The organism is Pseudomonas sp. B21128 (assembly GCF_044218865.1).
GTDB lineage: Bacteria > Pseudomonadota > Gammaproteobacteria > Pseudomonadales > Pseudomonadaceae > Aquipseudomonas > Aquipseudomonas iridis.
In genome coordinates this window covers 4,539,688-4,557,426 of the sequence record NZ_CP162590.1, presented here as the reverse complement: position 1 = coordinate 4,557,426, position 17,739 = coordinate 4,539,688, and the positions used below count along the sequence as shown (strand labels likewise).

The 17,739-nt window shown below is 61.0% G+C and carries 18 protein-coding genes; 5 read left to right on the top strand and 13 right to left on the bottom strand.

The window, feature by feature from the left end; all coding sequences use genetic code 11:
* Positions 1 to 101: 101 nt before the first annotated feature.
* Positions 102 to 2,090, bottom strand: coding sequence for a U32 family peptidase (locus AB4P91_RS20345; RefSeq protein WP_395603527.1), 1,989 nt, complete (start codon positions 2,088 to 2,090; stop codon positions 102 to 104).
* A 489-nt stretch (positions 2,091 to 2,579) separates the two neighbouring features.
* Positions 2,580 to 2,960 carry a RidA family protein gene (locus AB4P91_RS20340; RefSeq protein WP_042558925.1) on the bottom strand — a complete coding sequence of 127 codons (381 nt, stop codon included), beginning with the start codon at positions 2,958 to 2,960 and terminating at the stop codon, positions 2,580 to 2,582.
* Positions 2,961 to 3,232: 272 nt separating this feature from the next.
* On the opposite strand from AB4P91_RS20340, the gene AB4P91_RS20335 reads away from it, so the two are divergent.
* Positions 3,233 to 3,646 (top strand): cupin domain-containing protein, encoded by a 414-nt coding sequence (locus AB4P91_RS20335; protein WP_395603526.1) that lies wholly within the window; start codon positions 3,233 to 3,235, stop codon positions 3,644 to 3,646.
* Between the two features lie 3 nt (positions 3,647 to 3,649).
* Here the strand turns inward: AB4P91_RS20335 and AB4P91_RS20330 are convergent, their stop codons facing one another.
* Positions 3,650 to 3,859 (bottom strand): hypothetical protein, encoded by a 210-nt coding sequence (locus AB4P91_RS20330; protein WP_150591652.1) that lies wholly within the window; start codon positions 3,857 to 3,859, stop codon positions 3,650 to 3,652.
* 190 nt (positions 3,860 to 4,049) lie between these two features.
* On the opposite strand from AB4P91_RS20330, the gene AB4P91_RS20325 reads away from it, so the two are divergent.
* The 4 genes from AB4P91_RS20325 to AB4P91_RS20310 all read left to right on the top strand — a co-directional run bounded on the left by AB4P91_RS20325 (position 4,050) and on the right by AB4P91_RS20310 (position 6,522).
* On the top strand, positions 4,050 to 4,184 hold the full coding sequence (locus AB4P91_RS20325; RefSeq protein ID WP_263596245.1) for a hypothetical protein: 135 nt from the start codon (positions 4,050 to 4,052) through the stop codon (positions 4,182 to 4,184).
* Between the two features lie 435 nt (positions 4,185 to 4,619).
* A complete protein-coding gene (locus AB4P91_RS20320) occupies positions 4,620 to 5,267 on the top strand; it encodes a hypothetical protein (RefSeq protein WP_395603525.1) in 648 nt (215 codons plus the stop codon).
* Positions 5,267 to 5,695 carry a phage holin family protein gene (locus tag AB4P91_RS20315; RefSeq protein ID WP_150591653.1) on the top strand — a complete coding sequence of 143 codons (429 nt, stop codon included), beginning with the start codon at positions 5,267 to 5,269 and terminating at the stop codon, positions 5,693 to 5,695. Before AB4P91_RS20320 ends, AB4P91_RS20315 begins: the two co-directional genes overlap by 1 nt.
* Positions 5,692 to 6,522 (top strand): DUF3618 domain-containing protein, encoded by an 831-nt coding sequence (locus AB4P91_RS20310; protein ID WP_150597681.1) that lies wholly within the window; start codon positions 5,692 to 5,694, stop codon positions 6,520 to 6,522. The genes AB4P91_RS20315 and AB4P91_RS20310 overlap by 4 nt, the downstream gene beginning before the upstream one ends.
* A gap of 49 nt (positions 6,523 to 6,571) precedes the next feature.
* On the opposite strand, the gene AB4P91_RS20305 is transcribed toward AB4P91_RS20310, so the two are convergent.
* The 10 genes from AB4P91_RS20305 to AB4P91_RS20260 form a co-directional block, all read right to left on the bottom strand.
* Positions 6,572 to 7,057, bottom strand: a complete 486-nt coding sequence (locus AB4P91_RS20305) for a DUF6130 family protein (RefSeq protein WP_150597682.1) — start codon at positions 7,055 to 7,057, stop codon at positions 6,572 to 6,574.
* Positions 7,058 to 7,183: 126 nt separating this feature from the next.
* Positions 7,184 to 8,671 carry a family 16 glycosylhydrolase gene (locus tag AB4P91_RS20300; RefSeq protein ID WP_395603524.1) on the bottom strand — a complete coding sequence of 496 codons (1,488 nt, stop codon included), beginning with the start codon at positions 8,669 to 8,671 and terminating at the stop codon, positions 7,184 to 7,186.
* A 30-nt stretch (positions 8,672 to 8,701) separates the two neighbouring features.
* Positions 8,702 to 9,757 (bottom strand): UDP-glucose 4-epimerase GalE, encoded by a 1,056-nt coding sequence (gene galE, locus AB4P91_RS20295; protein WP_150687448.1) that lies wholly within the window; start codon positions 9,755 to 9,757, stop codon positions 8,702 to 8,704.
* A 29-nt stretch (positions 9,758 to 9,786) separates the two neighbouring features.
* Positions 9,787 to 11,205: an oligosaccharide flippase family protein gene (locus tag AB4P91_RS20290; protein ID WP_150591657.1), complete on the bottom strand. Its 1,419-nt coding sequence runs from the start codon at positions 11,203 to 11,205 to the stop codon at positions 9,787 to 9,789.
* A 15-nt stretch (positions 11,206 to 11,220) separates the two neighbouring features.
* Positions 11,221 to 12,156, bottom strand: a complete 936-nt coding sequence (locus tag AB4P91_RS20285) for a glycosyltransferase family 2 protein (RefSeq protein WP_395603523.1) — start codon at positions 12,154 to 12,156, stop codon at positions 11,221 to 11,223.
* Positions 12,150 to 13,466 (bottom strand): O-antigen ligase family protein, encoded by a 1,317-nt coding sequence (locus AB4P91_RS20280; protein ID WP_395603522.1) that lies wholly within the window; start codon positions 13,464 to 13,466, stop codon positions 12,150 to 12,152. Before AB4P91_RS20280 ends, AB4P91_RS20285 begins: the two co-directional genes overlap by 7 nt.
* Entirely contained in the window at positions 13,463 to 14,575 is a 1,113-nt protein-coding gene (locus AB4P91_RS20275; RefSeq protein WP_395603521.1) for a glycosyltransferase, read from the bottom strand. The genes AB4P91_RS20280 and AB4P91_RS20275 overlap by 4 nt, the downstream gene beginning before the upstream one ends.
* Positions 14,572 to 15,645, bottom strand: a complete 1,074-nt coding sequence (locus AB4P91_RS20270; RefSeq protein ID WP_395603520.1) for a glycosyltransferase — start codon at positions 15,643 to 15,645, stop codon at positions 14,572 to 14,574. The genes AB4P91_RS20275 and AB4P91_RS20270 overlap by 4 nt, the downstream gene beginning before the upstream one ends.
* Positions 15,646 to 15,660: 15 nt before the next feature.
* Entirely contained in the window at positions 15,661 to 16,368 is a 708-nt protein-coding gene (locus AB4P91_RS20265) for a WecB/TagA/CpsF family glycosyltransferase (protein ID WP_395603519.1), read from the bottom strand.
* Entirely contained in the window at positions 16,365 to 17,723 is a 1,359-nt protein-coding gene (locus AB4P91_RS20260; protein ID WP_395603518.1) for a UDP-glucose dehydrogenase family protein, read from the bottom strand. The genes AB4P91_RS20265 and AB4P91_RS20260 overlap by 4 nt, the downstream gene beginning before the upstream one ends.
* Positions 17,724 to 17,739 lie beyond the last annotated feature (16 nt).

The following is a 17,739-nucleotide window of genomic DNA, read 5'->3' as shown; positions in this document are numbered from 1 at the left end:
AACGCCAACTTCGAAAGAAGTTGGCGTTTTTTTATGCCTGCGATCTGGCCTCGATGGAGCAGGGCAGGCGTGCGCGGCGCCGAAGCACCGCGCACGACCACTCAGTGCGGTGCGCGCGGGATGGTTTTCATCAGGTCTTCGGGGCTGATGTGGCCCACCACGCTGCCCAGTTGCGGCAGGTTGAGGATGTGGCCTTTCATCTTGCCGATGATGTGCATCTCGCACGGCTTGCAATCGAACTTCAGCGTCAGCACTTCATCGCCGTGGATCAACTGCATCGGCGCAACCTTGGTGCGCACGCCGGTCACGCCTTTGGCCTGTTTCGGGCACAGGTTGAAGGAGAAACGCAGACAATGCTTGGTGATCATCACCGGCACTTCGCCTGCTTCTTCGTGCGCTTCGTACGCAGCGTCGATCAGCTTCACGCCGTGACGATGGTAGAAGTCGCGCGCTTTCTGGTTGTAGACGTTGGCGAGGAACGTCAGGTGCGAATCCGGGTACACCGGTGGCGGCGTGGTTTCGGCTTTGCGGCCGCCGCGCGAATGAGCGGCAACGCGGGCGGCGGTCAGCGCTTCGATCACTTCACGGCGCAGGGATTTGAGCTGCGAGTTAGGGATGAAGAATGCCTGCGGCGCGTCGAGTTTGATGTCTGTGGCGTGGTACTGCGTGGTGCCGAGTTGGCCGAGCAAATCGCGCAACTGCTCCAGTGCCTGCTCCGGTTTATTGGCAACGCCAAACGGGCCGTTCAGGGTGACGCTGGCGCTGATGCCTTCTTCACTGGTGGCGGTGACTTCCAGCTGCTCTTCACGCAGACGGGCAGCCCAGCTCAGGGCCACGCGACGCTCGGAGGAAGTCTTTTGCAGCGCCTGCTGCCAGTTGTGATCAAGGTTGCGATTCAACGGGTGGTTCGGGCGCAGTTTGTACAGGCCTTCGGGCATTTCGTTCGGCTCGACGCGGTAGCGGTAACGCTTCTCGCCGTCTTCTTCGAACTCGCCTTTTGGCTCGGCGATGTTGGCGCGGAAACCGACCACTTCACGCTTGACCAGTACGTTCAAACCGTCGCCGTTGGACAGCGGTTCGTGGGTCACGACCTGCATGTCACGCTTGCCGACTTTCTCGACCGTGCCCACCGGCAAACCGGTGAAGGTCGGCGAATCGAAGGCGCCGATGTCGATCTTGCGATCAGTCACGAAGTAATCGGTGCTGCCGCGGTGGAAGGTTTTTTCCGGATCGGGCACGAAAAAGTGCGCGGTGCGGCCGCTGGAAGCGCGGGCGAGGTCCGGGCGATCTTCGAGCACGTCGTCGAGGCGCTGACGGTAATAGGCGGTGATGTTTTTCACGTAGCCCATGTCTTTGTAGCGACCTTCAATCTTGAACGAGCGCACACCGGCTTCGACCAGGGCGCGGATGTTGGCGCTCTGGTTGTTGTCCTTCATCGACAGCAGGTGTTTCTCGTAGGCGATCACGCCACCCTTTTCGTCTTTAAGGGTGTACGGCAAGCGACAGGCCTGGGAGCAATCGCCACGGTTGGCGCTGCGCCCGGTCTGCGCGTGGGAAATGTTGCACTGGCCGGAGAACGCCACGCACAACGCGCCATGAATGAAGAACTCGACGGCGGCGTCGGTTTCATCGGCGATCGCGCGGATTTCCTGCAGATTGAGTTCGCGGGCCAGCACCAATTGCGAGAAGCCGGCCTGATCGAGGAACTTCGCCCGTTCCAGCGTACGAATGTCGGTCTGGGTCGAGGCGTGCAGCTCGATCGGCGGAATGTCCAGCTCCATCACGCCCAGATCCTGGACGATCAATGCATCGACACCGGCGTCGTACAACTGATGGATCAGCTTGCGCGCCGGCTCCAGTTCGTTGTCGTGCAGGATCGTGTTGAGGGTGGTGAAAATTCGCGCGTGATATTTACGGGCAAATTCCACCAGCCCGGCGATCTCGCTTACTTCGTTGCAAGCGTTGTGGCGGGCGCCGAAGCTTGGGCCACCAATGTACACGGCGTCGGCGCCGTGCAGGATCGCCTCGCGGGCAATGGCCACGTCGCGGGCAGGGCTGAGCAATTCCAGATGATGCTTGGGCAAGGACATAGTTTTTTTTAGTCAGGCTGTCACGGTTGAGGCGCGCATTGTAGCCCCGAAACGCGCGCCGGGCACGCCCGTGCTGCCCGATGGCAAACGCAACGTGCCAAACCCTGTGGGAGCGCGCTTGCTCGCGAAGGGGCCAGCACATTCAACATCAATGTCACCTGACCCGCCGCCATCGCGGGCAAGCCCGCTCCCACAGTGAGTTGTGCCAGACACAAACCTCGCGACCACCGCAAAACCCTGTGGGAGCGAGCTTGCTCGCGAAAGGGCCAGCACATCCAACATCAATGTCACCTGACCCGCCGCCATCGCGGGCAAGCCCGCTCCCACAGTGAGTTGTGCCAGACACAGATCTCGCGACCGCCGCAAAGCCCTGTGGGAGCGAGCTTGCTCGCGAAAGGGCCAGCACATCCAACATCAATGTCACCTGACCCTCCGCCATCGCGGGCAAGCCCGCTCCCACAGGTTCTTGCGTTTACTTCAGATCGGGGCTCAGGCCTTGGCGGCCATCGCGGTGACTTCCACGCGCATGCCTTCGACGGCCAGCGAGGCAACGCCAACCGCCGCACGCACCGGCCACGGTTTGGCGAAGAAGCGCTTGTAGACCTCGTTGAACGCGGCACGATCAGCCATGTCGGTGAGGTAGATGGTCAGATGCATGACCCGGTCCATCGAACTGCCGGCACGTTCCAGTGCAACTTTCAGCGCCTGCAGTGTGCATTCGCTTTGCTCGGTGATGCCGCCCAGTTCCAGGCTGCCATCGGCGCGGGTCGGAATCTGTGTGGAAACCATGATCCCGCCGAAGGTCGCGACGTCGGAAGAAATGGACTCGGCGTCCGGATCGGGCGTGAAGGTGATGTCTTGGTTGGCCATGTGGATCCCTTGTCTGAGCGAGTAAAGATCGCGGCAGTTTACAGATTCGCTGCCGACATGGCCCGTTTGGTCAATCGAATGGAGGCCAGTCACGCTTCGCACCTCAGGGGCGGTCGCTCCCGCACAGACAGACGAAGCGTTTGTATAACCGTGTATCAATCCCGGCTCGGTACACACGCCAATAACAAACCAAGGATTCACGACACATCAGCACTACAAGCCCTGTTCAAAGTGGCGTCACCACACACCACTGAGTTTGAGAGGGCAACATCATGCGCCGTCCATTGTTCCTGACTACTGCCGCCATACTTGCTTCGATGATTGGCATCGCACACGCCGCCGAGACGCAGCCCAAGAGCTGGCAGCAAGGCCTGAGTCGTACCGATCTGGTACGCCAGGACCTCGGCGCTGCCGACCGCGAAGTCATTCAGGCACGAGTCGATTTTGAACCCGGTGTGACCTCGCCACGCCATGCGCATCCGGGCGTGGAGGTCGCGTACGTGATCAGCGGTACATTTGAATATCAACTTGAGGGCAGGGCGCCAGTGACGCTGAAGGCGGGTGACTCGCTGTTCATTCCTGAAGGCGTGGCGCATATCGCCAAGAACATCGGTACTGAGAAGGGGTCGGAGTTGGCGACTTACATCGTGAAGAAGGGTGACCCGCTGTTGATTCTCAAGCCGTAGGGTTTAGTGCAGTGTCACAACCCGTCGACTCTCACCAATCCGGATCCGGTCGAGCGCACGGTTTAATGCATCAAGTGCGTCGAGAAGGGCTTTGGCCTCCGCTTCTCGACCGTCACCCCACAGCCGTTCGGCCATTTTGTTCAACGCCTGAATCGATCGCTCGATTTCCGCGGCGGTGGCGGCCTCTTTACTGGCCGGTTGTTTCCTGGGCATTCGGTGACTTTCCTGCAATACGGGTAGCTGCCGTTTTAGCACGATGCCTGCGTGCCGTGAAGTTCAAGGCAACATGGCGCCAACGTGCTTTAGCTTGCCCGCCCGTGCAAGCCAGAGAGAAAATTTGAATTAGTCAGTTGCCTGTTCGGTCAAGAATTATGAACGCAGTAAATCTGACGAGGTAACAGCGATGACTATCCAGGCAGAGACACTCGTACAACTGGCCGAAGCGCTTCAGGAGCGCGGCATGACTCTGGTTTCAGACGTCCACTTCACCCGCGCGCCTTATCGGCATAATCACCTCTGGATCTGCACGGTAGAGTAGCGATCCTTATTGCCGGCGGCCTGGACCCACAGTCCGCCGCCGGCTCCTTATGCGCAAATTCGCGCTTGCACCCTCAGTCACTTCGCACTCTTTGACGAGGCACCAGTAGAACCGACGAAATCCTCCTCGTTAACGCTCCTGTCACTGCAAGTACACATCCGACGAAGAGAGCGGGGATCTCCTTATCTGCCTCCGGAACACGAAAGTAGCTCATGATCAAATCGAACTCAGCGTGGCTCGCTGCAAACTCATGCTGGGTGCGGCCTTTGCGCCGATTTAGCACACGCTGACAGCGGCCCGAGCTTGCGGAGGAGTGCTCGTTCATCAAATCCTTTGAACGATCCCGAGAACTGATCCGTCCTTAACTTTAAGGGGCTCAGGGCAATGGTGCTGCGAAGTCCCGTACGACGTTTTCAGCAGAAGGCGAGGGACGACATGAATACTTCAGACAGCAGGGCCGGCACCCAGTCCGGTGCGCCAGATGATGGCAAGCCGCAGGACTTTCAACATTTAAAGGACGATGTCACCGACGCACTCGGCGGCGCTAGGCAGCAGGCTGACGCACAATTCGGCCAATACCGCGACACCGCCGCCGACCAGATCGAGGCCTTGGCACAGGGCGCAAAAAGCTTCGTTTCGGAGCTGGAAGACAAGGACACGCTGGGCATGTCCGATTACCTGACCGATATGGCCGAGTCCATGACCGGCCTGGCAGGTAACCTTCGCGGCAAAAGTGCCGAACAGCTGTTGCATGATGCCGCCGATCTGGCCCGCAGCAATCCCGGCTTGTTCATTGCCGGCAGCATTGCGCTGGGCTTCGGCCTGTCGCGGTTTCTCAAGGCGGGCAGTTCCGCCGCTGTGACAGTCAGTGCAAATCACGATCCGGCGGCGGGCAACTCGACACCGCCAGCTACAGGCTATGGCGCGCACCGACCCTACGAATCCTCCCCGGCATCGACCGCAAATCCCAACCCTGGACTGGCCACTGGCATCACCCCGACGTCGCCGAATGAATACGACCACCCCTCGGATTTTGCCGGATCATCGACGCCTATTTCGCCAAGCACGAAAGGAGAATTCTGATGAACAGAGACGATTCCGAACTGCCGGGTGCAAGACCTGTCTCCCAGCCTGACGACGCTTCGATGGTTGGCCTGCTGCGGCAATTGTCCCGCGAGGTGCCCGCGTTGTTTACCAAGGAGCTGGCGCTCGCCAAGGCCGAGCTGCAAGCCAGTCTGACCACGCTCAAGGCCGGTATTGCCGGCGTCGCGGGCGGGGCGATCGTGCTATTGGCGGGCTTGATCATTCTGTTGATGTCGGCGGTCTACGCCCTCAGCACGATGATGGCGCCGTGGCTGGCGGCACTGATTGTGGGTGTTGTGGTGATGGTTATCGGCTTCATCATGCTGCAATCGGGCAAAAAACAATTCGAGCCGTCCCACTTCAAGCCTGACCGGACGCTGGACGCTTTGAATAAAGATCAGGAAGCGCTGCGGAGAAAAGTCTCATGAAAAGTGAACTGGATTTCGAATCGGAAAAAAGCCCAGAACAAATCGAGCGGGAGATCGACGCGCAGCGCGCCAGCATCGGCAACATCGTCGACAAGCTGGAAAGCAAATTCACGCCCGGCCAGATGTTCGATCAGGCGTGGAGCATGATGCAGAACAATGGCTCGACGTTCGTCAGCAATCTCGGCACCAGCGTGCGCAACAACCCCGTGCCCGCCGTGCTGACATCAGTCGGTTTACTGTGGCTGATGATGAGTCAGAACCGCCCGCCAGTGCCGCAACCGGTGTATCGCAGCGGTCCGGATCAGGACCGCGCGGGGGAGTGGGCGGATGGCCTGGCTGACGGCATCGACAGCGCGCGCGACAGTCTGCATCACACGGCCGACTCGCTGAAGGACGGTTACCAGTCGCTGAAAAACAAGGCCAGCCACTTAGGCGATAACGTTGGCGCTGCTGGCGAGAACCTGAGTCATGCGATGCACGATGCCGGCGACCGCCTCAACCGCAGCACGCAGGTATTGGGCCAGCAATTCAATCAAATGCTCAAGGAACAGCCATTGGTCGTCGCGGCGGCGGGCATCGCATTGGGCGCATTGATTGGCGCGGCATTGCCGAGCACTTCGACGGAGCAGCGTTACATGGGACGAACCAGCGCGGGCCTGGTCGACAAAGTGAAGAAACAGGCGCAGGAGGGTTACGAGGCGGTGCGTGACACCGTGACCAAAACCACTGAGCAAACGGAGGTGGCATCAACCACGAACGCGCCGCCGCAGCAAAACATGACCACCAGCCAATCGGCGGATTTGTCCGGGGGAATGGGCACTTCCTGAGGTCCATGAAAAAACGGGGGGCCTGCAACGGGCCTCCCGTTACGGTCGGTCACGGTTTAACCGCGTGCCCGTCGTCCATAGGCGGGGCGTCCATTGGCTTTAGCTCGGGAACACTGAAACTGACGGTCGTCTGGGTGAGAACGGTGTGGGTCGGGTCGGCGATTTCCAGCAAAACCTTGTGTGCTCCTGGCGTTAGTCCTACCAGGATAATCGGGTCTTCACTGGTGTGCGCCCACGTACCTTTCCAGTCATCTACCGTCACGTGAAGGTGACCGAGACGGGGTGATACGTCACCCGCGACTTTGCCAAATACCGGCATGATCCTGGCGTGCTCTGTTCGATACTGAATGATCACCACCCCACGCGCGAGCGGCCCGGCCAGCGGCGGATAGGCGATGATTTTTGCCTGCGATTCAGATTCCAGGGGGAGTATTGCCGGCGGCTGATCAACGCTGGCGGGCTCCTGAGCAAATGCCGCGATGCAATAAAAGCCTGCCAAGCACAGCACAAACAGATTTCTGAGAGCGAGAAACATGGCGTTTTCTCCCGAGGGGTTTTGTACAAGGCTAGACCAGCGGATGCAGGCATTAAACTCGCGCCGTGTACCAATCATCAGAAGACCTAAATGTGCTCGGAAACAGTTCTACCGATCAGTCTGGCCCTACGGACGTTGCGTCCAGACTTTCACATAGTCGACACGAAACGTGGAGGGCAGGTCAGCGTCATCGACCACGCCGAACCAGTCCCACATCGCCTCGCTGTCGAAGACGATCTGCATCGGGAAGAACCAGTGGGTGTTCTTTGCCTCGCGCACCAGCACCCCGTCGACGTACCAGCGCAGGGTGTCCGCGCGCCAATCGAAACCATAGACATGAAAGGTGTTCGCCAATCGCCATGGCGCAATCCAGGTGCCGCCGTCGCTCAAGTGTTCATCGCTTTGGGGTGTGGCCCAAACGTGCGCGTTCATGTTGTACATGACATCGAATTTGCCATTGAGGGTCTTGCCGCCGATTTCGAAGATATCGATTTCGGTGGCGTTGTCCGGCAGCCCGGTCCAGGCCAGCCAGAACGCACTGGAGCCCGCCGAGTTCATCGGTTTGGCACGCGCTTCGTAATAGCCGTAGAGCCCGCGTTCAATGGTGCGCACCATCGCCGAGCTGTAGTCCTTGTAGCCCAGGCGCACGTATTTTTCGGGCAGCGTCTGCTTGCGAAACGAGATGTTTAGATTGCCGTTGGCGACCTTGGCATTCTCGGGCAGAAACAGCGCCGGTTTGCGCCCGAGGGAGTCGGTGCCGGTGGCGTTGTTGACGTGCCAACGCGTGGCGTCGATGGCGTTGCCGTTGAACTCGTCAGACAGCCGCGTATCCAGCACCCACTTTCCGGCATTCGCCTGATCGGATAACGGCAGGTTGGCGTTGGTTCGCACCGGCGTCGGACCGAGCGGGCCGGTGCGGGTCCAGGCGGTTGACGGCTGCGGCAGTGTCACCGCCCACTTTGTGCGGAGGTAGTCCGACACCTTTTGACGTTCAGCCTGAGAGGCCAGCAACCGGTCGTAAACCAGCACTTCGGCAATGTCGCCGCGCAGGATTTCCGAAGTACCGACCACGTTGCGCGCCACGGCGAACGGGCCGATGGGCACGTTGGTGGTTTCCAGAAACGCCACTGTCGGCGCGTAAGCGCTGGTCTGCTGCACGCTGAGACCGAAGTTCGGCGCCACGTTGTCGTTGTCGGCCAGTTGCGGGCGCGAGCTGAACAAGCGCTGCCAGGCTTTGCCGCCGGCTTGATCCGGCAAACGGCGCGAGACCACGAACACCGTTACCGAACCCTTGGAGGTGCGGATTGCCTGACCGGTGAAGGCCGAAGCACCGTTGAAACGCAGCACCGAGTGACCATTCAGGGCGTTCTCCATGCGCAACGGCAGTGAAGCGGCAGCCGGGTCATCAAGGCTTACATCATTGGACTGCCCGGATTTGTCATGCCAGCGCGAGACCCGATGTTGCGCATCCAGAGTCATATGCACCGCATCGGCGCCATCGAGCCACAGCACCAGCCCATCGGTGACGGGCAGGTCGGCGGACGCCTGCGCATTTATTTGCACGCCGGCGCTCAACATCAGCCACAACACTGTCAGCACGTATTGCCTGAACATGGCGCAATCCTTCCCTGAGTCGAACGGTGGTTATTTGCCGGCGAATGCCAACATTGGTGCAGGTTGCGGGTGGTAGCCGTCCGGGTTGTTCGACTGCCAGCGCCAACTGTCCGTGAGCATTTGCCCCAGGTTGCGTTGTGCGCTCCAGCCCAGTTCGCGGCTGGCCTTGCTCGCATCGGCCCAATACTGCGCGACATCCCCGGCGCGTCGGGGTGCAAAGCGGTAGGGAATGCTGACCCCGGTGGCGTCCTCGAAACCGCGGATCAGTTGCAGCACGCTGTAACCGATGCCGGTGCCGAGATTCCAGATGTGAATGCCATGGTCGCCCTGAAGTCGTTCGAGGGCCTTGAGGTGACCTTCGGCCAGGTCGACCACGTGAATGTAGTCGCGCACACAAGTGCCGTCGACGGTCGGGTAATCGTTGCCATACACCATCAATTCACTCATGCGCCCCGTCGCGACCATCGTCAGGCACGGCAGCAGATTATTCGGTATGCCGTTGGGCGCCTCGCCGATCATTCCGCTTTCGTGGGCACCGATGGGATTGAAGTAGCGCAGCACGGCGATGTTCCAGCGTGAATCGGAACACGTCAGGTCGGTCAGCAACTCTTCGGCCATCAATTTCGAGCGGCCGTAGGGGTTGGACGGTTTGCCGGTACCCAGGTCTTCGCCGATGGGCGTGCACGCCGGTTCGCCATAGACCGTCGCCGATGAACTGAACACCAGATTGAACACGTGCGCACGCGCCATTGCCTGGCACAGCGTGAGCGTGCCGGTGACGTTGTTGGCGTAATAATCCATGGGTTTGCGCACGCTTTGCGCCACGGCTTTGAGCCCGGCGAAATGCATCACGGCGTCGATCGCGTAGTCGCTGAAAATCTCGTCGAGCAGGCGTGAATCGAGGATGTCGCCTTCGATGAATTCGATCCGTGTGCCGCTCAGTGACTCGAGCCGACGGATCGATTCGACACTGCTGTTGCTCAGGTTATCCAGCACCAGCACGCGGTGGCCGGCCTCCACCAGTCTCAACGCAGTATGGGAACCGATGTAGCCGGCGCCCCCGGTAATCAGGGTAGTTTTGCGCATGACGATGTGCTCCAGAGAGGCAACGGTGCTCACCGGGTGGTGAACACCAACTTGAATTCATGCGGCCAGCGCGGGTGCAACACGCTGTAGGCCAGGGCGTAGGTCAGCCCGCCGGCGGCGATATTGGCGATCAGGTGCAGATAGCCCACCAGACCCGAATGGCTTGATACCCACGACACGACAGCGGCCATCACCAGCGTGGCGATCACGCTGCGGTAGGCGGATTCGAAGAAGGTGCGCCAGCCATAACCGATCGCGGTGTTCAGCCCGATGACCTGCAACGGTGTGATCGCGACCATACGGATCAACAGCGCAATCGCTGCCGCCATGCCGCCATACACAGGCCCGAGGACGTACACCAGCGCCAGCGCCAGCAGCGTGGTGAGCACTTCAGCCTTGAGGGTCAGGTAGGTGCGATTGACGGCGACCAGCGCCGTCGTTGCATAGAGGGCCAGATTGCCCAGCGCGGCGGTGCAGGCCAGCACTTGCAGGAGCCCGACGGCGTCGGCCCATTTCGCGCCGAAGATCAGCAGGATGATGTCTTCGGCGGTCAGCGCGATGCCGACAAACAACGGCGTCAGCAGAAAGCCGCTGATGGCCGTGGTGTCGCCGATCAGCCCGACCAGCCGAGTCGGTTCGCCGCTGCGCCGGGCAAAGGCTGGCAGTGCATAGCTCATCAGGCCGTTGTAGATGGCGGATCGCGGCAGGTCGATGATGCGCATCGCCAGGTTGAACATGCCCACCGCGTGCGCGCCGGCGGTGATGCCCAGCACCACGTTGACCCCGCGTTGCAGGGTTTGCGAACTCATGACGTTGATCGCCACCGGCGTGCCCGTGCGCAGCAGATCAAGCAACAATGGCCCGTCGATGGCGAAGGGGATGCGCCGCCGATCGCCGCGCATCAACACCACCATCGACACCAGATCCATGATCAGCGCCTGGGCAATCACCGCCCACGGGCCGAAGCCCAGCAGCGCCACGACAATCCCGGTACCGCCGCCGACGACTTTACCCAGCAGCGTGCGCGAGGCCAGCAATTTGAAGTTACCACTGCGGCGCATCTGCGCGACGTAGACCCGCGCCATCATGGTGAACAGAATCTTCACCGAGGCGATGGCCGTCATCCATTGCAGGGCGGGCGATGGGGTGTACAGCATCACGCCCAGCGAAATCACCAGGATCGACGCCAGGCTGATCAACACGGAGAACCAGAACGCGGTGCTGATGTGCTTGTCTTCCAGGCGTTCGAGCCTGACCAGCGGGTCTTCAAGCACCGAAGAATAGAGAATGCCGACCACCTCGACGATGGCGATGATGATCGTGCCGATGCCCAGTTCGGTCGGCGTGAGCAAATGCGCATACACGACGAAGGTGATCATCGACAGGAAAATCAGGCCGAATTTCTCGGTAAAGATCCAGATCAAGGTGGTCAGGCGCTGGTTGGCCATGGCGGGGCCCCGGACTCAAGCCGTCCTGCGCAGCGTCTTCGCCAAGGCGTAGACGTAGCGCAGGGTCGGTTTGCCGCGGGAGAAAAACAGCGTCTGCCATGAATGATCGAGCATGTTGCGGAACACATTGATCACATGTGCGTGGTCGCCGCGGCGGGACGAGGCGCAGAGAAAATCGGCGTGGTTGGCCAGGACGAAATCAATGCGCTGCTGCTTGCTCATGTGCGCGCCGTAGCGGGCGAGGTAGAGCTCGATAAATTGCACTTTGTACGGGTAATACTTGCGCGGCTGCGCGGTGATGTTGCCGTTGTTGACGCTGCGCCGCAGCAACACCTCGGGCACGGTGTGGATCTCCCACTGCTCGGCGATCCGCGTCCACAGCAAACGGTCTTCGGCATAGCGCAGGGTCTGATCGAAGCCTTCCAGCGCGATGATTGCGCCGCGCAACACCAGCACGCCGGAGGTGCCGTTGATCACGTTCTCGCGCATGAAATCGGCAAAATGATTGCCGCCCTTGCGCCGGTCCTCCAACTGTTGCGTGCCGTCGCTGAATTCGCTCATCTGGTAGCAGTCGATCAGTCCGACCCGACGCCCTTCACGCGTGAGTTGCTCATACAACGCCAGTTGCTTGTGCAGTTTTTCCGGGTGCCATTGATCATCGGCATCAAGGAACGCGATAAACCGCTCGGTGGCGCTGAATACGCCGCGATTACGCGCGGCTGCCGGGCCCTGATTGGTCTGTTGCAGCAGGATCAATTCAAACGGCGCGACGTAATCCGTGACGATTTGCGGGCCCTCGTCGCTTGAGCCGTCGTCGATGACTATTACCTTGTCCGGACGGCGGGTTTGCAGGCTAAGGGATTCGAGCGCCGGGCCGATGCTGGCGGCAGCGTTGTACATCGGGATGATCACGCACACCGATCCTGACGTGGGCACAGAGCTGTTCAACATGATGAGAACTCCTTGGCCCGCGCACGGGAGCGCGGGGCGGCGTGGGCATTGGCGCGCGGCAGCGGCGCAGGGCGGTTGACTCGGTGATGGCGGAACGACAGGGCGAGGACGCAGAACACCAGAAACTCGGCCGAGCGATAGTTGGGGATCACGTAGGCGACGTAGTTGGTGACCGCAAACAAGCCGAGGACCACCAGGGCGCAGGCGTGATAGCGCGCCGAATGCTCGGCGGTAATCGCCCGGTAATGCTTGGTCAACGTCTGCGCGAACAGCAGGATCAGCGCGATCAACTGAATCAGGCCGCCATTGAGCAACGTCTCGACATAGCCGCTGTGGGCGTTGCCGATGTAGCCCCAACGTTTGATGAATCCGCTCGCGTCGGCACTGCTCCAGAACGCGCCGAAGCCGTAGCCCTTGAGGAAGCGATCATCGATCAGCGGCCCGAGCAGCTCCCAGATCAGGGTGCGGTCGGTGAGTGACGGATCACGGCCGACCAGTTCCAGCAGCAGCGTGTAATTGCCGTACAGAAAAGCGCAGATCAGCCCATACACCACGGTCGCGACGAAAAAAGCCGTCAGCGAACGGTTGATGCGCAAGCGGATCAAGATGAGGAAATACCAATAACTCGCGGTCCCGGCGACGATCAGCGCGATGCCGGTCGCGGACTGCGCCAGACAAATGGCGATCAAACAGAACGCGGCGTAGACGATGGCCAGTGGATTGCGCTGACGGATCATCGGCAGCAGTAAAAGAATGGCGATGGCGTTGATCCGCGCGCCGGCATTCTTCTCGGAAAAAATACCCTTGAACGCACCGTCGCGTATGCCGCCGCTGATGAAGGCGATGTCGGGGCGGATCACCGCGAAAATCAGACCCATCAGTGCCGCCGCACCAATCACGCAGCCGAGCATGAAGGCGATTCTTTCAAGGCTATAGTGCCAGGCGATGAAGCCTGCGAAAAACACCACGCTGATCATCGCGATGAAGCGCTTCAGGCTCAGGGTGGGGTCGTCGGACCAGCCGATTGACGCTGCCACGCAGACCAGAAACGCCAGCAGAAAAGCGTTTTGCCGGTAGAAGCTTTTGCTCAGGAACACCTTGTTGCGGATAAAGAAGAACAGCGGCACCAACAGCGTGATCAAGCCGCAGACCTGGTTGGCGACGTTACCTTCCAGATCTTTCTGCGCGTTATCCAGACTCGCGGCGCTGCCCATGCCGAGAAAGAACGTGAGGATCTGCACGTAGAACATCACGCCAAACAGGACGAAGCCGTCACGCAGCGTCGAATAGCGGACTTGAAGTCTGTTCATGGCGCTGGACTCCCGAGCAACGCCGTCAGGTAGGTTTTCACCGCGCGAGCACTGACGAAGCGTGCGGCGGCATCGATGCGCCGTTGCCGGTTGAGGTCGCGGGGCAGGGCCAGCTCCAGGCTGATGGCCTGCGCCAGTGCTGCGGGATCATCGACATTGACCAGTGGTGCGACGCGGCCTTCGGCGAGAATCTCTTGTGGTCCATAAGGGCAGCGCGTTGATACCACCGGTGTACCCGTCGAGAGCGCTTCGACCAGGGCATTCGGACTGCCCTCGAAGCGTGACGACAGGACGAAACAATCCGCTGCGCCAATCTGCGCCAGCGCATCGCTGGCATAACCCGGCAGGTCAACACGCTCGGCGACCCCCAGGGCATTGGCTTGCGCCAGCAGTTCGGCGCGCAGCGAGCCTTCGCCAAAAATGATCAGGCGGACGTTGCGATCCGGTAGTCGGGCGAAGGCGTCGAGCAACGTATCGAAACCTTTTTGCCGGGCCAGGCGTCCCACCGCGACGATCACTTGCAAGGTGTTGTCCAGCAGCCAGGGATGGCTGGCGGGGGCCAATGGTCGCTCGCGAAAGTCGTTGTCTAGCACCGGGTTGTCAGCGGTGGTCACATCCCGCGTGCGGGCCAGTGTGGTGTCGACCAGATCCTGGGCGACACCGCGCGAGACGCAGATCACCGGGTTGGGAATCAAGCGGTACAACAGCGGCGCCAACAGGTAAGCGAAGCGCACGTGCAGCGCCGGATTCACGTGTTTGTCCCGGGAGAAGGCGTTGCGCTCGCTGACATGCAACCGCGCCAACGTGCCCGACAGCGTGGCGGCGGCGATAGCTATCACGTTGACGTGGGTGAGGGCGGCCAGTTGCGCATCGAAGCGATTGCGCCGCAGGAACCGCGTCAGCGCCGGGACGGCGGCGACGCTGCGAGGGCTGTGCAGCGAGACTTGTTTGACCCGCGAATCGAGCCCCGCCAGATTCACGCCGCCGCCAGTGAGCATCAGCAGCGTCACGTCGTTGCCGGCCTCGACCAGCGCACCGGCCAGACGCGCCATCATTTTCTCGGCGCCGCCCGCACTGAGATCCTGAAGAATGATCAACAGTTTTTTCATTGATTCCACACCTGATAGTAAGCCTGCGCCGCGTGCTGGCTGGTGTAGGGAAGCACCGCGTCCGCGACCGCTTTGCCGAGGGCGGACTTGTCGCTGCTGAGGTTTTGCAGCATGGCCTGCGCCAGCGCCGGCACATCGTTGACCCGTACCAGTTGGCCGACGCGACCGTGGTCGAGCAATTCACGCGGGCCGGTGGGGCAATCGGTGGCCAGCACTGGCGTGCCGAGGGCAAGGGCTTCGACCAGCACGGTCGGCATGCCTTCATGCAACGAGCTGAGGATCAGCAGGCGTGCCTGGCGAATCAGCGGGTATGGATTGGCAAGGTGGCCGGTGAAATGGACCTGGCGCGCAATGCCCAGGCGTCGGGCCTGCTCCTCGAGTTCGCCACGCAGCGGGCCGTCCCCGGCAATCACCAGATAAGGCACCGTGGCCTGACGTGCCGCCAGCGCATAAGCTTCCAGCATTATGTGGAAGCCCTTGAGTTCCACCAGCCGACCGACGCCCAACCAGTACCGCGCCGGCACATCGGCGGGCAACGGCGCTTGCGCGGCGCTGAGCAATTGCTCGGTGATCACCGCATTCGGGCAATAGCGAATCCGCTGACGGCCCCAGGGCATCAGGCCGGTCAGCGCCTGACGCAAACCCAGCGACACCGCCACCACTTTGCCGCTGCCGCACAGGTACAGCGCGTACAACAGGCGCAGGCTGCGCACGCCGGTGTGTTGTTCGGAACAATCGAGGTCGGTGTGCCGGGTGTAGATGACCTTGCACGGCGTCCCCAGCGTGGCGAGCCAGGTGCACAGGTTGGCCTGCTCCTTGGCGCCGATCAGGTGCGTGACCTTTTCGCGCAGAATCAACCGGCGCAGCAACACCACCGAACGCAGCAGGCCGCTAAACCCACTCCCGCCGCCGGCAATCGTCGGCACCTCGTCACTGTCCGGTCGTTCGCCGTTCATGATGAAGAAACCGACGCGTCGCCCGTCTTTGAGAAATTGTCCGGCCAGCCGTTGCTGCACGCACTCGACGCCACCACCGGTCTTGAAATCTTTGAGTGTGAAGAGGATATGCATGGTCATTCCCGGCGCTCAGGGCGCAGTGATATCGATCGCAACTTTGTGCCGGACGATCATCTCGGCCAGCTGCAAGAAGTTGCGCGGGTAGTCGAGCAGGTAGCGTTTGATGGTGTGCGGCTCGCGGTACATGCGATAGAACGCGCGCAGGTGCAGGCGGTTGATGGCGGCGGGGTAGTAGCACTCGCTGGCGCTGGCTTCCTGACGGATGAAACCGCCGCAGGTGAAGGCCACTCCGGCAAAACCGGCGTTCAGCGCATCGATCACGAAGCGCTCCTGCAAACCGGCGCCGAGCCCCACCAACAACAGGTTCGCTGCGCTGGTGCGGATGTCGGCATGCAGGTTCGCCGCTTGCGCCTGATTGAAATAACCGTTGTGCGCGCCGGCAATGATCAGCCGCGGATAGCGCCCGCGCAGCTTGACGACGAACGCCTCAAGCTCGGTTTGCGTGGCGCCGACGATGTACACCCTCAACTGCTGCTGTTCGGCATCGCGCAACACCGGGTCGGCAATCGAGGTGAAATCAAAACTGACCCGCTGCACCGGTTGCCCGGTGACCCACGACATGAATCCCGACATCAGCATGCCGTCGCAGAAGTAGGCGACGGAGGGCGGCGGCTGGCGGATGAAACTGCCAATCGAAGCGAAATTGATAAACGAAAATGCGCGGTTGCCCATGAGCAGATTCGGCGAGTAATGCCCCATCAAGGCGAGCCGGATCATGACGCATCACCCGGTTCAAACGCCTGCTGGGTCTGGCGGCCGACCGAGATATAGGTGAAGCCGCGCGTGCTCATGCGTTGCGGATCGAACAGATTGCGCCCGTCGAAAATCAGCGGTTGCTTGAGTTGGCGTTTGAGCAGGTCGAAGTCGGGTGCGCGGAACAATGTCCACTCGGTAACGATGATCAGCGCGTCGGCATTTTTCAGCGCCGCTTCCTTGGTGCCGGCAAGGCTGAAGTCATCGCGGGCGCCGTATAAACGCTGCGCTTCTTCCATGGCCTTGGGGTCGTAGGCCTGGACGTTGGCGCCTGCCCGCCACAGCGCTTCCATCAGCACGCGGCTCGGCGCCTCGCGGATGTCATCGGTGTCGGGTTTGAAACTCAAGCCCCACAACGCGAAAGTCTTGCCTTGCAGCGCACCGTTGAAGTGATCGGATATCTTGCGAAACAGCGTGGTTTTCTGTTCGTTGTTGCGCGAGTCGACGGCTTTGAGCAGCCGCGCATCGATGTCGACACCCTCGGCGGTGTGGATCAGCGCCTTGACGTCTTTGGGAAAACACGAGCCGCCGTAGCCGATGCCGGGGTAGATGAACTGATAACCGATGCGCGGATCGGAGCCGATGCCGTGGCGGACCATCTCGATGTCGGCGCCGAGTTTTTCGGCGAGATTGGCCATCTCGTTCATGAAGCTGATTTTGGTCGCGAGCATGCAATTGGCGGCGTACTTGGTCAGCTCGGCGCTGCGCACATCCATCACGATGATTTTTTCGCGGTTGCGGTTGAACGGCTCGTACAACTCGCGCATCACCTCTTCGGCACGCGGGCTGTCGGTGCCAATGATGATCCGGTCGGGGCGCATGCAGTCGTCGACCGCACAGCCTTCCTTGAGAAACTCCGGATTGGACACGACATCGAACGTCACGTCGGCGCGGTCGCTTTCTTGCAGTGCCTCGGTGATGCATTCTCGCACCCGGTCTGCGGTGCCGACCGGCACGGTGGACTTGTCGACGATGATCACGTGGCGTTGCAGGTTCAGGCCGATGGTGCGCGCCACGCTCAGCACGTGGCGCAAGTCCGCCGAACCGTCTTCGTCGGGCGGCGTGCCCACGGCGATCAACAGCACGTCGCCGTGGCGCACCGCTTCACCGAGGTCGGTCCCGAAGCGAAGGCGCCCGCCCTGATGGTTGTCTCGCACCAACGTCCTCAGGCCTGGCTCGTAGATCGGCAGCGTGCCGCTTTCGAGGGCTTGCACCTTGGCGGCGTCAACATCCACACACAGCACGTCGTGCCCGACCTGCGCCAACGCGGCGCCCTGAACCAGTCCCACATAGCCGATGCCGAATACGCTCACATTCATGGGTAAACCTCGGTAG